Here is a 12,770-nt window from a genome sequence, read left to right on the forward strand (position 1 = left end):
ATTAACAAGCAGTAGTTATATAAATATACTTAAGCGGTTTATTAGCGATATTCTTAATATCATGGACCACGTCTTTTGGGACATAGATAAACGCCGGGGCTTTTATTTGCAAGAAGCTTTTTTGCCCATAGTAAAAACGCGCCCGGCCCTCTAAGAAAACAATTGCTTCTTCTTTGGCCGTTGTGCAATGCCTGCCCACAGACACCCCCGGAGCAAGAACTACCAAACCCGAACGAAGATTAATGCCTTTGCCCGAGTCACCCAGAAGACGCCGGTATTTCCTTAAACAAGCTACGTTTACTTTGAAAGGCTTCACCCTTTTTGTCCCATCCTTAAAATTTATCACCCAAAGAAATCTTCCCGGGGCCTAAAAGTATAAGTGCCACACAAATGGCGATAATAATAAAATTATATTCAAACCCGCCCTGCATCATAAAAAATCCGTTTTTAAGATGCACGGTAATTGCCGCCACCAAGATGACAATCAATAATATGCCTGCTGACAATCTGGTAAAAAGTCCCAAGATCAAAAGCGCACCACAAATAAGTTCGCTATAACCTGCTAAATACGCCCAGAAAATTCCCGGAGTAAATCCAAGGCCGGTTAACATCTTGGCAAATTTATCCATACCCGAACCACCAAACATGCCAAAAACCTTCTGGCTGCCGTGCAAAACAAACATTATCCCCAAAGAACACCTTAATACTAAGATCGCCCAATCTTGCATGGCATACCTCCTTCGCAGTAGCGAACACCGGCGCAATTTGCCGCAATTGCGGCATACTTTGCCTTCCGATAGGCAAAGGTACATTATTGCCGGCTATTTAATATTAAACTTCTAAAAACCGAAAGCTTATTCCCCCACCCTACTGTGCGCCATAAGCATAAAAGGTAATGCAGGAAAATCGCTTTCCTGCCTTTTACCTTTCGCCCTAATACTATACCACAAGCAAAATTATTTGCCATGGGAATAATATAGCCCCAATCGCGCGGCTTAAAGACAGCCTTGGGTTTATTTTCTAAGGACCGCGCAATATTAAGCGCTACGGTATGGCCTTGGGCAATGGCAAATTGCACGGCCATGCGCAAGAAACTCTTGCCTTGGCTAAAACAAGCGCTGTCTCCAGCGGCAAAACACCCCTCTCTAAATTCTAAATAATTATCCACCATGATTCTTCCTTGAGGATTTTTAGGAATATTCAAGGTTTGGAGATACTGTGGAGTTTTTACTCCAGCTGCCCAAATAAGCAATGACTCTTTTAAAATAGTTTTATCAGATAAAACTAAATCCTCCCCCTCTATATTCTCAATAAAAACCCCGCAGCGTATTTCAATACTCATAATTTTTAAATTACTCGCCACATAGTCTTTCATCCACTCTGGCAAAGGGCCTAAAATAGAACTGGCGCGCTCTAAAATAATGACGGGCTTGGATATTTTTCGCTTTTGAAGATGCAGTTTTAAATTAGTTGCTACCTCTATTCCTGTGTAACCGGCCCCAGAAATAACAAAATTCTGGAAATCCTGGGCCCAAAGGCCATCAAGGATTTTTTGCGCGTCTGCAGGAGAATCTAACTTATAGGCATAATCCCTAATCTTGTTATTGCCATAAAAGTTTGTTTCTGTGCCAGTTGCAATTACCAAATAATCATAGTTCAAATTTATATGCGCGCAATGCGCAATTTTATTTTCCAGATCTAAACTTATTACTTCCTCTTGAATAAACTGACAACCGTATTTCTTAGCCAACGACCCTATAGGAAAATAAAGTTTGCTAGTTAAGATGCCCCTTCCGATACAATCCGGCATTAAGGGCAAACAATTAAAGCTGCCCCCCTTATCGATAATTGTTACGCTTATTTTATCCCGAAAAGAAGAAAGCCGCCATGCGGTAACTGCGCCGGCATACCCACAACCGATAATAACTACTTTTTTCTTCATACAAGCTCAATCTATTTTCTCTATATTAACGGAATCCCGAACCTTCAGGATATTTTGCCCTAAGGATTCGGGGAAAATAGCGCCGCAATTAAAATTAAGCTTACTACCGCATTGAATTTAATGGTCAAGGCTGAAGACCGCAAAAGCAGCTGCTTGCTTGCGTAGTCAACCTTTAAAATCTTTGTTGCCTTAAAAACCATGGGCAAAAATAATAAAACCGCTAAAGCGCTTATTTTCAAATATCCTATCGCTACCGCGCAAACTATAAAGATGACAGAAAGCCCCGCAAGCGCAGCGTATAGAATAAAGGCGCGCCTTGGTTGCAGAAAATTTACCCAAGTGTATTTTCTTGCTTCTTTGTCCTGCGGATAATCCGGCACTTCATTGGCCAAAAGAATAGCGCTTGTCAACAATCCAAAAGGAACCGACAAAAAGAATGCTTTTAATGAGGGGAAAATCCCGGTTTGCAAAAAATAACCGCCCATAACAAGCGCGGGGCCGAATAAAAAAAAGATCACGACCTCTCCTGTCTGCCTGCAGGAGAATTTTAAAGGAGGCAAAGAATACCCCGCGCCCAAAAGTGCGATGAGAATAAAAACTAAAAAAGGGAGAAAACTTTTAATGATAAAACACAAGCTGACAACCGAAAATAAGGCCAAGAATAAAAACACAATGGATGAAAACAGATAGAAGCTTTCGGAAAGAATTCCTTCCTGAATAAGTTTTGATCCTCCAAACAACCCATAGAATTTCTTATCTTTCCAGTCGGCTGTATTCTGGGAATCCGCGTAATCATTGATAAGATTAGCTCCCAAATGCGTAAAAATAACTGCGCATAAACCTAAAACAAAGATAACCGGATGCAAAGCCTGCCTGCTTAATAAAGAGCCGAAAACAAAAGGAAGAATGCTTGCGCCCAAAAAAGGAATTCTAAAAGCGCGCGCTAAAACTGCCAGGCCTAAAGGACTTTTTGTTTGCATTACCATATACTTATGTTAACATAATCTGATGAACTTGAAAATCAAAAATACTATTGATAAAAGAATAAAAGAATTCCTGAATAAGGCTGACAGCTGTTATAAGATCAAGCGGCTCTCCCCTATTTTGTCAAATACCATCCGGGAATTTGTTACGCGCGATGGAAAAAGAGTCCGCCCCATACTTTTTATTCTGGGGTACCTGGGATTCAATAAAAAAGAGGCGAAAGGACTATATGAAAGCGCTATTTCAATAGAATTACTGCATGATTTTATGTTAGTGCATGACGACATAATTGATAAATCAGGGCTCCGCCGCGGCAAACCTTCTATGCATAAGATCTTTGACAGGCACATAGCCGAAAATAAAAATATAAAATTTAGCGGGCAAGATTTAGCGATTGTCGCAGGAGATGTAATGTACGCAATGGGCTTGGCCTCTTTTTTGTCTATTGATGTAGCCAAAGACAAAAAGGAAAAAGCCATGCGTAAGCTCATTGAAGCCGCAATTAATACTGGAAGCGGAGAATTCTTAGAGCTTATGTTAGCGGCCAAGGATATAAGCAAGATTAAAAAAGAGCAGATCTACCAGGTCTATGATTACAAAACTGCCTGTTACACCTTTGCCTCTCCTCTTGCCATAGGCGCGATCCTTGCGGGAGCGAATAACCAAGAAGCGCAAAAACTTTATGACTACGGCATATACCTGGGCAGGGCCTTCCAGATCAAAGACGACATTTTAGGGATGTTCTCCAGCGAAGAGGAAACCGGCAAGCCCCTGATATCAGACTTACAAGAATCCAAAAGAACGCTTCTTATGTGGCATGCCTATCAAATGGGGACTTTTGTACAAAAAAAATATATAAAGAAAGTCTTATCTGGAGAAAAAATCGGGATGCGCGAATTAAAACTTACCCAGGATATACTTATTTCTTCAGGCTCACTTGCCAAAACAAAAGAAGATATTGTTTATTACGCTTCTTGCGCTAAGAAATCACTCTCAAACTCAAAAATCTCACCTGAAATTAAAGATTACCTCGACCAATACTCAAGCCTTATCCTTAATATCCAACCGGACAAATAAACCTGCATTTCCCGGATTTAAAATCATTGGCTAACTCATTGCCAGGGTCAAGCATAAAAGCCCAATCAAGGTATTTCTTAAAACCCTCTTCATCTTTATTCATCCGGCAGGCTTGCGCTAACCGCACATAGATATCCGCGAAACGCGGGTCTTTATCTTTAGCCTTCTCTAAATATTCCAAGGCTAACTTTTTGTTGCCTCCAACTAAAGTAGGCGAAAGAAGATAATAAGAGCCTAAGCCAAAATAAACTTGCGCATCGTAAGGCGCTAAACTTTGCGCTTTTCTTAAAAGCGGCAATATCTTTCTTCCGTGTGATAACTTCACGATTATCCCGCCATAATGCGCAACCATACCCTTATTAGCGGTCAACATTAAGATTGCCCTAAGATAATTTTCTTTATCCATCTGTTCGCTCCCCAGATCAACAATCTCTTGGGTCAAATCCATAGCCTTGTGGAATTCCCCTTCCAGATAATAAATATAGACGCGCGATAGCCGCGCGGGAATAAATTCCGGATGATCCGCTATAATTTCATCAAGGATCAACTTACTCTCTTCAAGATCATGCTTCCGGCGTAAGATTTCAGCTACGCCCCACTGCGCCGGGAAAAAAGAAGGAGCTATTTTTCTTACTTTTATAAATACCTCTTTAGCTTTATCTTCCTGGCGCGCGGAAAGATAAACCAATCCTAAGACATAAAGATCGTCTTGCGAAACAGATTTGGATAACGCATCCGCGCTTACGCTATTTAAGTTTATACCACTTGCCTTATCGTGCAGGGTTTTCCAGTTGGCAGCAAACACAGGATGGATAAAAAAAACCACAATTATGAAAAATAACACCTTACTTCTTAACATATCCTGCATCCTTTCTCTTAAAGAATTCCCAGAAAATAATGGTCAAACTTACCATACTAAAACCAAACAGGAAATCCTCAAGCGGAATACTGCCCAGCCTGATACCTAAAAATGCTTCCTGGGAATACAAGACAATGTGCCGGGCGGTAAGATAGCCATTAACCACAAGCTTAAAAATGAAAATAATCAATAAAAACAGATAGAAAATTTTCTTTTTCAGGATATTTATCTTTAGGTAATTATCCAAAAATAGCACCAAAAGAATAGATATTGAGCATAAGAATGTGTATTCGCGCATAGCTTATTTATTTTTCCTTAAAAACTCCAAGGCCTCCCAAGTGAAAATACAGCAAAACGGGATAACCACAAAAAATAACACCTCCTCCAGCGGCAGATTTATAATTTTTATTCCCCAGACTGCCCGAGGGTTAAAATACCAATGATTACGCCAGACTGCGAAAACATCCCATGAGCCGAAAATAATAACGATCAGAGATATAGAAAAGACAAGCGCGCGATAGTTTCTATAGAACCCAAGCCTGGGGTAAAAACTAAGCGCCAAAGGAAGTATCCCCGCTAATAACAAAACTTTCATATATAAAGAAACCATAGTTACATTGTAAGTTTAAAACAAAGCATTGGCAAGCGCTTAATTTTTAGGTTAAAATATACCCTATGCCAACAAACGCAGAACAAGGATTCTTAATTGCCAGGGGAATGACTAAGAAATGCGCCAGAAACTTTTATTCTGCTTCATTGTTTCTGCCTAAGGAAGAAAGAATGGCAAGCTTTGCAGTATACGCGGTCTGCAGAATAAGCGATCAAGCGGTAGACAGCCCCGCCAATGGATCCCTGGAAAACATCCAGCGCGTACAAAGAATAATAGATTCCTGCTATCAAAATACAAAGCTTGATTCAGCGCTTCTTTTTGCTTTCCGGGATACAATACTAAAATACAACATCCCCAAAGAATATTTTGATAAACTCTTAGAAGGCATGCGCATGGATCTTACTAAGAAACGCTACGCGAATTTCACGCAATTGGATGATTATTGCTATAAGGCTGCCGGGGTCATCGGGCTTATTATGTTAAAAATATTCCACTGCGATATTCCCGAGGCAAAAGAACACGCAATTAACTTAGGCAAGGCGATGCAGCTGACCAATATCCTGCGGGATATCAAAGAGGATTTCGCTCTGGGCAGGATATATTTGCCTGGCGACGAATTATCCTGCTATAAAATAACAGAAGAGCAAATCCGCGATTACATAATAGACGATAACTTCAGGTCGTTCTTAAAGTTTCAGATAGCTCGCGCGCGAGAATATTATCAAGAGGCTGAAAAAGGAATCTATTTGATAAAAAACTTTCGTTTCCGCCTGGTAATTGGATTGATGTCAGGCCGTTACCGCCATATACTCAAACGCATAGAAAGAAATATTTTACCATGCGCATAAACCTTGCCAAATCCGCTGGATTTTGTTTTGGGGTAAAAAGAGCGATTAAAATCGCTTTAGAACTTGCCTCTTCCGGGAATAACGTAGAGATGCTCGGAGATATCGTCCATAATGAAACAGTTGTGGAAGGCATAAAAAAAGCAGGCGTAGATAAGGTTTCCCGACTAAAATGCGGCAGGAATAAGATTTTGCTTATCCGCGCGCATGGGGCCTGCGAGAAAACAATCCAAAAAGCAAAAACACTGGGCTACAGAATAGTTGATGCCACCTGCCCAATGGTCAAAGAGATCCATAAAATCGTCAAGGCCTATGATAAAAATGGCTACCGCATAGTTATTATCGGAGACCAAAAGCATGATGAGGTGCATGGCATCGCAGGGCAAGTAGACAATAAGGCAATTATAATTTCTGATGAAAACAAAATTCCGCTTAATAAATTAAGGCTTAATGACAAGCTGTGCCTTGTTTCCCAGTCCACCCAGACAGAGAAAAAGGTAAATAAAATCTACTCCCTGATAAAACCTTGCGTTAAGGAGTTAAAGTTTTTTAATACTATCTGTGCCCCTACCCGCGCCAAACAAAAAGAGATCAAGGATATGCCGCTAAAGAACGATGTGATGATTGTTATTGGCTCGCGGACTTCCGCCAATACCAAAAGGCTTTATGAAATATCATGGAGGCTGAATAAACGCACTTACTGGGTAGAAGATCCGGCAGAACTTCAAAAGCAATGGTTCAGGCATGCCAAAAACATCGGGGTTACTTCCGGGGCGTCCACTCCCTGCCAAACAACAGACCAAATCATTAAAAAAATAAAGAATTTTAACGTAAAATAAGCCCTGCGGCGATACGGGAACTAGCAATCACCGGAGGAAGCCCCCCTCCTGGCTGGGTACTTGCACCAACATAAAATAAATTCTTTATTCTGGAATCATAATTGACTGGCCTAAAGAATGCGCTCTGCATTAAATTATGCGCTAAGCCGAAAGTCGCGCCGTATTCTATGTTATAACGCCCAATAAAATCAGCGGGATAAAAATGATGCTCGATTTCAATCAAATCCTCAACGTTCTGGCCGCAGACATGGCTTATTTTATCCAGCGTAATCTTTCTTAAGCGCTCTCTATGCCCCCGGAGAGAATCTTCTGTATGCTCCAGGTTAGCTGTGGGAATAAGGATATAAAGGATCTCTTTATCCATGGGCGCAAGTGACTGGTCTGTTACTGTTGGCACATGCACATAAAAAGAGGGGTCAAAAGGGGCCTGAACTGTTTGAAAGATCTCGTGGAGGTTGCGCTTGATATCGCTTGAGAAGAATAAGTTATGATGCGCAAGATGGCTTATTTTCTTCTTAAGCCCCAGATAAATCAGAAAAACAGAACAGGAATATTTATACTGAGGCAGCTTTCTTCCTAGAAGATGCCTCTGCGTATAAGAATAATCTGCGCTTGAGACAACCGCATCATAAGAAACCTCTTTTTCTTTAAAACGAATGGTTAACCCCGAATGACCATGGCTAATCTTTTCCGCTGGGTGGTCATAATAAAATTTAACCCCAAATTTACGGCAGATACTTTCAAGCGCTTGCGGTATTTTATACATGCCTCCCATGGGATGAAAAACCTTCTGCATATGATCAGCGTAACTTATAATACTATAAAACGCGGGCGCATCAAAACAAGACACCCCCATGAACATTGCCTCAAAGGTAAAGGCATAGCGCAGTTTTTCACTTTTGAAATATTTAGAGGCGATATCCCAGTATGATTTGAATATATGCAGCTTAAAAGGCAGCCACATATAGCGGATAGATAGGATATCTTTTGCGGAAAAACACCTGTAAAGAAGAGGCTTTACCGCTTTATAAATATCGCCTGTGGCATTTATAAAATCATTAAAACGGCGCGAGCTACCCGGCTCTATGCGCTCCAGCTGTTCACAGGTGAGTTTTGTGTCATGATATACAGTTAATGTTTTTCTATCGGAAAAGAATATTTTATAGTGGACATCGAGGGCTCTTAAATCAAGATAATCTTTTATATCCAAGCCACAGTAAGAAAAAAGCTCATTGAAGAAATCCGGCATCAGTACGAAAGAAGGCCCGGTATCGAACTTAAAGCCTTTGTCCTCTATGATATTGTTTCGCCCTCCGGGACGGGAAAGTTTTTCGTGGACTTCTACATCTAGATTATGGTAGGCAAGCCGCATTGCTGTGGCCAATCCTGAAACACCGGCGCCAACAATACCAACTGTCTTTGCCATAAAGGCACCCCTCTTTCTTATTAAGCTAAATCCGGAAGGTCTTTAAGAGATTTTCTTATTTCCGCTTTAGGGTAGGCGTAGTTTTTAAGTTCTCCGGCTAAGAATTTATCATAAGAGGATAAATCCAAGAAACCATGCCCGCTGAAATTAAAAACAATACACCCCTTCTTTTTTCTTTTGGCAATATCTATTACCGCCTTTACGGCATGGGCGGTTTCCGGAGCAGGGACAATACCTTCAGCGCGCGCGAAATCACAAGCTGCCTCAAACACCTCTAATTGATTATAGGAAACCGAATCAATGATCCCTTTTTCCTGCAAGGCGCTTACAATCGGAGAACAACCGTGATAACGCAAACCTCCCGCGTGAATCCCGGGAGGAATAAAGTTGTGGCCTAAGGTGAACATCTTGATAAGAGGCGTTAACCGCACTGTATCGCCATAATCATATTTATACACGCCTTTTGTCAGACTAGGACAAGCCGCCGGCTCAACCGCAACTATCTTTAAGCAGCCATCTTTCATGCATTGCTTAACAAAGGGGAAAGCAAAACCCGCAAAATTACTTCCGCCGCCCACACAAGCCACAAGATAATCCGGCTTCTCGCCAAAAACTTTAAGTTGTTTTTTAAGCTCCAGACCTATGACAGTCTGATGCAGCATCACATGGTTTAGGACGCTTCCTAAACAATATTTCGTATCCTTGTCCCCGACGGCATCCTCTACCGCTTCGGATATAGCAATGCCTAAACTACCCTGGCAATGCGGATCTTTTGCCAAAACTTCCCTGCCGCTGTTAGTTGTATCCGAAGGAGAAGCCAAAACCTGCGCGCCCCAGATATGCATAAGAGACTTGCGAAAAGGTTTTTGATGAAAACTTACCTTCACCATATATATGCGGCATTCTAAACCAAAGATATTACAGGCAAAACTCAAAGCCGCCCCCCACTGTCCGGCGCCGGTTTCCGTAGTTAAACGTTTGACCCCTTCTTTTTTATTGTAATAAACTTGGGCTACTGAAGTATTGGTCTTGTGGCTGCCGGTGGGAGACACGCTTTCATCTTTATAATAGATACGACACTTAGTCTTTAAGTGTTTTTCTAAGTTTCTGGCTCTTTTTAAAGGAGTCGGCCTCCACAAACGATAAATCTGCCGGACATCTTCCGGCACGCCAATCCATTTTTCGCAAGACATCTCCTGTTGTATCAAGGCATCAGGGAATATCGGGCTTAAATCATCCCTGTTTAAAGGCTTGCGTGTTTGCGGATTTATAGGAGGCGGCAGCTTAAAAGGCAAATCACTTAAAAGATTATACCAGCTGCTGGGGATATCTTTTTCGCTCAGGCTAACCCTTAGTCTGTCCATACGCTTATCCCAAACAAGGTTTTCTGCCTTTATTGGCTTTCTTAGAACGCCAGTTTAATTTACCTCTACGTTTACGTTTTCCCATATCTGCCCCTTTCATAGTAATGAACACCGCCCCAGAAAGGGGCGTACTTTGCCTTCCAATAGGCAAAGGTACGACTTTTATTTATAATATTCTACTGGAACTGCCTGACGCATAATAGACAAAGTTTCGTTTATCAGGATATTTATCGCTTTTTCCATAGGAGCATTTTGGTAAGATTTTAGCGCTGCGATATTCCCGCAACTAAATACCCCCCCTGCCTGCTGTTTCAAGCAATCTGTGGCCTGGCCCTTAATCCTTGTCTTTTGCAAAATAACTTTATTATTGTTAGCATCGTTTATCTGCAAATCAAAAGCTACATACGCCTTGTTCAGGGAGTCTCCTAAAAATCCGCCTAAAACACCGCTTCCTGCCCCGCCGCCTCCTCCTGAACCAGAGCGGCCGCCGGACATCTGTGGCTCAAATTCAACAACATCCACTTGCGCGATCAGATCATAAGCCGGGCTTCCGGGGTCATCGGGTTTTTTCAGGTCTATTATATTAAAATTGCTATTTTTATTAAGTTCAGCGATTAAAACGCGGCGCAGGCTGTCGCTTATCGCGGCTTGCGCGTTTGGAGAAGTTGCCGTAAATTCTGCTACCGCTAATTTAACCTTTTTACCAGACAAAAGACTATTCCTTAACCCCGATTTCTTTGAAGCAAGGCACCCGCCTAAAGCTAAACAGATAACAACTAAATAGATATAAAATACAGCTAATATTTTTTTCATCTGCGATATTAAGATAAACCAATAAGGGCAGGAATATTATCCCGCCCTTATTTTTTAGCTTTTTATGAAAAGCCCTTTTACGGCTGTTTTTCTACAGGAACTGGCGCAGCAGCAGGATTATCCATTTCATAAGCAGGAGCAGCCATATTATCTGCCGCGGGAGCCTCTTCAATAGATTCCCTGCTTATAGTTTGGGCTAAAGAAACCCCGCCTGGCCCCAAGGCCCAATCAATACTGACCATATCCTGAAGCTTAATTTCCTCAAGAGAGCCCACGCCTTCAAAGGTTGTAGCTTCGTTTACTTTTAAATCCATTTCTTTCTCGGTGTCTGTTTCGTAGTCTAAGTATTTAACCTTGATTACCTTAGCAGCCGGATCCACTGATACAACTTCACCCCAAACCCATTGCGGGCCTTCCGCGTTAACAACAGGGGCAGCTGGCTGATTAGGCGCCTCTTGAGCAGACAGGGTTACCTGCCCTAAGAGCATAACGCTTAATATGCTGGTTATAATTATTACTATTCTCATATAATCCTCCTTTATGAATAAAGCACCGTTAATTCATAACGTTTCTGCACTATAACATAAAAAAATATCCCTGTCAAGAATGCCCTGGGCGTAATTAATGATAATACGGGACAAAGATAAGAACAGCCCAGGCGATACAAACAGTTACGCAGCCAACAACTAAACCAATGCCCAGCCACTGAAGAAACTTAAGACGCAGATTCTTTTCTTTCTCTAATATGCCTAAAGCTACAATATTAGCGGTTGAGCCTACTATAGTGATATTGCCGCCGAAACAGCCTCCAATAAGAAGCGCCCACCATAAAGAATCTAAATGTATATTAAGGCTGCTAAAGCTCTGTAGTACCGGGATAAATGCTGCCACTAAAACCACATTATCTAGTATGCTTGATCCAATCGTGGAGACCCACAGCACTATACCAGTAAGCGCTGAAGCATTATTGCCTATAGCCTGCCCCAGCCTTGAAGCGATAACGTCAGTTGTGCCGCTGTACTTAAGTGTCCCGGCCTGCGCAAAAAGCAACAAAAAGAACAAGAGCGTCCACCATTCCACATCTTTCTCTATATAATCGCGCGCCTTGTGCGATTTCCAAAGCATCACCAGGCCGCTTGACACAAGAGGCAGCGCCAATAAAACAGTATTCTCTGGCAATCCCAAAAGTATCTCAATACGGTGATGTAATGAAATAGAAAAAAGTGTTGTCAAGAGAATGCCTAAGCTTATTTTCAATTCCTTGCAAGGGGAAATTGATATAAGACGGATAAGAATTTCATTAGCGCCTAATTCTTTGATGTGCCGATCAAACTGGCTTAATGCTTTACGATACCAATACTTAAAAATTATTGTGCAGACAATAATCGCTAAGACCATTATTGGAAAAGCCTTAATAATAAAGTCCTCAAAGGTAAGCCCGGATTTTATAGCGATTAATACTCCAATCGGGTTGCCTAAGATTGTGCCGACAGAACCTATGTTAACCGCCATTACCGCAATAATCACAAACGGCACAGGATTAACTTCAAAATAATCGCAAATTTCTAAAATAACCGCCAAAATAAAAATAATCGCCGCTACTTCTCCCACTAAACATGATAAAATTGCCGAGACAAAAGAAATAATAAGCAGAAACTTGTTCGCGGTAAGCCTGCGCATGCGTAAAACTAAGCTGACAAGCCAGGCAAAAAATCCCGTATCCTTCAACAGCCCGACGATTACCATCATTCCGATCAAGAAAAGGATAACCTCAAGCGAAGAAAATAAAATCAAATGCTCCAGATCAATAGTTTTGGTCATGAGAAGAACCGCTGTTCCTAAGAAAGCGAAGGTCAGGCGGAAACTCCAAAAAAGAAGCGTGCCTAAAATAGAAACGGCAAAAATAGAAAGCGAAGTGGCTTGATGCAGGTTAAGGCCGAATTGCTGGCTTAAGAAAAAAAGGCAGAGCGGAATTAATAGTATTAATAAGAATTTTACTTTCAAAAGTCTT

15 protein-coding genes are annotated in these 12,770 nt (G+C 41.5%); 3 read left to right on the forward strand and 12 right to left on the reverse strand.

The annotated features are described in order from the left end of the window. Position 1: 1 nt before the first annotated feature. The 4 genes from MUF05_05410 to MUF05_05425 all read right to left on the reverse strand — a co-directional run bounded on the left by MUF05_05410 (position 2) and on the right by MUF05_05425 (position 2,922). Positions 2-346: a cupin domain-containing protein gene (locus MUF05_05410; GenBank protein MCU0666510.1), complete on the reverse strand. Its 345-nt coding sequence runs from the start codon at positions 344-346 to the stop codon at positions 2-4. Continuing rightward, positions 333-728, reverse strand: a complete 396-nt coding sequence (locus tag MUF05_05415) for a DoxX family protein (protein MCU0666511.1) — start codon at positions 726-728, stop codon at positions 333-335. The genes MUF05_05410 and MUF05_05415 overlap by 14 nt, the downstream gene beginning before the upstream one ends. 83 nt (positions 729-811) lie before the next feature. Continuing rightward, positions 812-1,942 (reverse strand): FAD-dependent oxidoreductase, encoded by a 1,131-nt coding sequence (locus MUF05_05420; GenBank protein ID MCU0666512.1) that lies wholly within the window; start codon positions 1,940-1,942, stop codon positions 812-814. A gap of 59 nt (positions 1,943-2,001) precedes the next feature. Further along, complete coding sequence (locus tag MUF05_05425) at positions 2,002-2,922, reverse strand: prenyltransferase (protein MCU0666513.1); 921 nt, start codon at positions 2,920-2,922, stop codon at positions 2,002-2,004. 28 nt (positions 2,923-2,950) lie between these two features. Between MUF05_05425 and MUF05_05430 the strand changes: the two genes are divergently transcribed. Then, the gene (locus MUF05_05430) at positions 2,951-4,003 is read left to right on the forward strand and encodes a polyprenyl synthetase family protein (protein MCU0666514.1); all 1,053 of its coding nucleotides are present in this window, start codon (positions 2,951-2,953) and stop codon (positions 4,001-4,003) included. On the opposite strand, the gene MUF05_05435 is transcribed toward MUF05_05430, so the two are convergent. From MUF05_05435 to MUF05_05445, 3 genes are read right to left on the reverse strand one after another with little or no spacing between them, the layout of a single operon-like run. Continuing rightward, on the reverse strand, positions 3,981-4,862 hold the full coding sequence (locus MUF05_05435; GenBank protein MCU0666515.1) for a hypothetical protein: 882 nt from the start codon (positions 4,860-4,862) through the stop codon (positions 3,981-3,983). The genes MUF05_05430 and MUF05_05435 overlap by 23 nt on opposite strands. Next, positions 4,849-5,160 carry a lycopene cyclase domain-containing protein gene (locus MUF05_05440; protein ID MCU0666516.1) on the reverse strand — a complete coding sequence of 104 codons (312 nt, stop codon included), beginning with the start codon at positions 5,158-5,160 and terminating at the stop codon, positions 4,849-4,851. The genes MUF05_05435 and MUF05_05440 overlap by 14 nt, the downstream gene beginning before the upstream one ends. Before the next feature lie 3 nt (positions 5,161-5,163). After that, positions 5,164-5,457, reverse strand: a complete 294-nt coding sequence (locus MUF05_05445; protein ID MCU0666517.1) for a lycopene cyclase domain-containing protein — start codon at positions 5,455-5,457, stop codon at positions 5,164-5,166. Positions 5,458-5,537: 80 nt separating this feature from the next. Between MUF05_05445 and MUF05_05450 the strand changes: the two genes are divergently transcribed. Both MUF05_05450 and MUF05_05455 read left to right on the forward strand, forming a co-directional pair. Continuing rightward, on the forward strand, positions 5,538-6,320 hold the full coding sequence (locus MUF05_05450) for a phytoene/squalene synthase family protein (protein MCU0666518.1): 783 nt from the start codon (positions 5,538-5,540) through the stop codon (positions 6,318-6,320). Beyond that, positions 6,311-7,156, forward strand: a complete 846-nt coding sequence (locus tag MUF05_05455) for a 4-hydroxy-3-methylbut-2-enyl diphosphate reductase (protein ID MCU0666519.1) — start codon at positions 6,311-6,313, stop codon at positions 7,154-7,156. The genes MUF05_05450 and MUF05_05455 overlap by 10 nt, the downstream gene beginning before the upstream one ends. Here MUF05_05455 and crtI read toward each other — a convergent pair. From crtI to MUF05_05480, 5 genes are all read right to left on the reverse strand, one after another. Further along, on the reverse strand, positions 7,143-8,582 hold the full coding sequence (crtI, locus tag MUF05_05460; protein MCU0666520.1) for a phytoene desaturase family protein: 1,440 nt from the start codon (positions 8,580-8,582) through the stop codon (positions 7,143-7,145). The genes MUF05_05455 and crtI overlap by 14 nt on opposite strands. 20 nt (positions 8,583-8,602) lie before the next feature. Beyond that, a complete protein-coding gene (locus MUF05_05465; GenBank protein MCU0666521.1) occupies positions 8,603-9,946 on the reverse strand; it encodes a TrpB-like pyridoxal phosphate-dependent enzyme in 1,344 nt (447 codons plus the stop codon). Positions 9,947-10,108: 162 nt separating this feature from the next. Beyond that, positions 10,109-10,759 carry a hypothetical protein gene (locus MUF05_05470; GenBank protein ID MCU0666522.1) on the reverse strand — a complete coding sequence of 217 codons (651 nt, stop codon included), beginning with the start codon at positions 10,757-10,759 and terminating at the stop codon, positions 10,109-10,111. Positions 10,760-10,836: 77 nt separating this feature from the next. Next, complete coding sequence (locus MUF05_05475; GenBank protein MCU0666523.1) at positions 10,837-11,286, reverse strand: hypothetical protein; 450 nt, start codon at positions 11,284-11,286, stop codon at positions 10,837-10,839. A gap of 94 nt (positions 11,287-11,380) precedes the next feature. Further along, positions 11,381-12,763 (reverse strand): SLC13 family permease, encoded by a 1,383-nt coding sequence (locus MUF05_05480; protein ID MCU0666524.1) that lies wholly within the window; start codon positions 12,761-12,763, stop codon positions 11,381-11,383. Positions 12,764-12,770 lie beyond the last annotated feature (7 nt).

It is taken from the genome of Candidatus Omnitrophota bacterium, assembly GCA_025453395.1.
Taxonomy (GTDB): domain Bacteria; phylum Omnitrophota; class Gorgyraeia; order Gygaellales; family Profunditerraquicolaceae; genus JAlOQK01.

What these genes read in the sequence shown, in the direction of transcription:
- MUF05_05415 (MCU0666511.1), bottom strand. Translation starts at nt 728, where the DNA reads ATGCAAGATTGGGCGATCTTAGTATTAAGGTGTTCTTTGGGGATAATG.
- MUF05_05420 (MCU0666512.1), bottom strand. Translation starts at nt 1,942, where the DNA reads ATGAAGAAAAAAGTAGTTATTATCGGTTGTGGGTATGCCGGCGCAGTT.
- MUF05_05425 (MCU0666513.1), bottom strand. Translation starts at nt 2,922, where the DNA reads ATGCAAACAAAAAGTCCTTTAGGCCTGGCAGTTTTAGCGCGCGCTTTT.
- MUF05_05430 (MCU0666514.1), top strand. Translation starts at nt 2,951, where the DNA reads ATGAACTTGAAAATCAAAAATACTATTGATAAAAGAATAAAAGAATTC.
- MUF05_05435 (MCU0666515.1), bottom strand. Translation starts at nt 4,862, where the DNA reads ATGTTAAGAAGTAAGGTGTTATTTTTCATAATTGTGGTTTTTTTTATC.
- MUF05_05440 (MCU0666516.1), bottom strand. Translation starts at nt 5,160, where the DNA reads ATGCGCGAATACACATTCTTATGCTCAATATCTATTCTTTTGGTGCTA.
- MUF05_05445 (MCU0666517.1), bottom strand. Translation starts at nt 5,457, where the DNA reads ATGAAAGTTTTGTTATTAGCGGGGATACTTCCTTTGGCGCTTAGTTTT.
- MUF05_05450 (MCU0666518.1), top strand. Translation starts at nt 5,538, where the DNA reads ATGCCAACAAACGCAGAACAAGGATTCTTAATTGCCAGGGGAATGACT.
- MUF05_05455 (MCU0666519.1), top strand. Translation starts at nt 6,311, where the DNA reads ATGCGCATAAACCTTGCCAAATCCGCTGGATTTTGTTTTGGGGTAAAA.
- crtI (MCU0666520.1), bottom strand. Translation starts at nt 8,582, where the DNA reads ATGGCAAAGACAGTTGGTATTGTTGGCGCCGGTGTTTCAGGATTGGCC.
- MUF05_05465 (MCU0666521.1), bottom strand. Translation starts at nt 9,946, where the DNA reads ATGGACAGACTAAGGGTTAGCCTGAGCGAAAAAGATATCCCCAGCAGC.
- MUF05_05470 (MCU0666522.1), bottom strand. Translation starts at nt 10,759, where the DNA reads ATGAAAAAAATATTAGCTGTATTTTATATCTATTTAGTTGTTATCTGT.
- MUF05_05475 (MCU0666523.1), bottom strand. Translation starts at nt 11,286, where the DNA reads ATGAGAATAGTAATAATTATAACCAGCATATTAAGCGTTATGCTCTTA.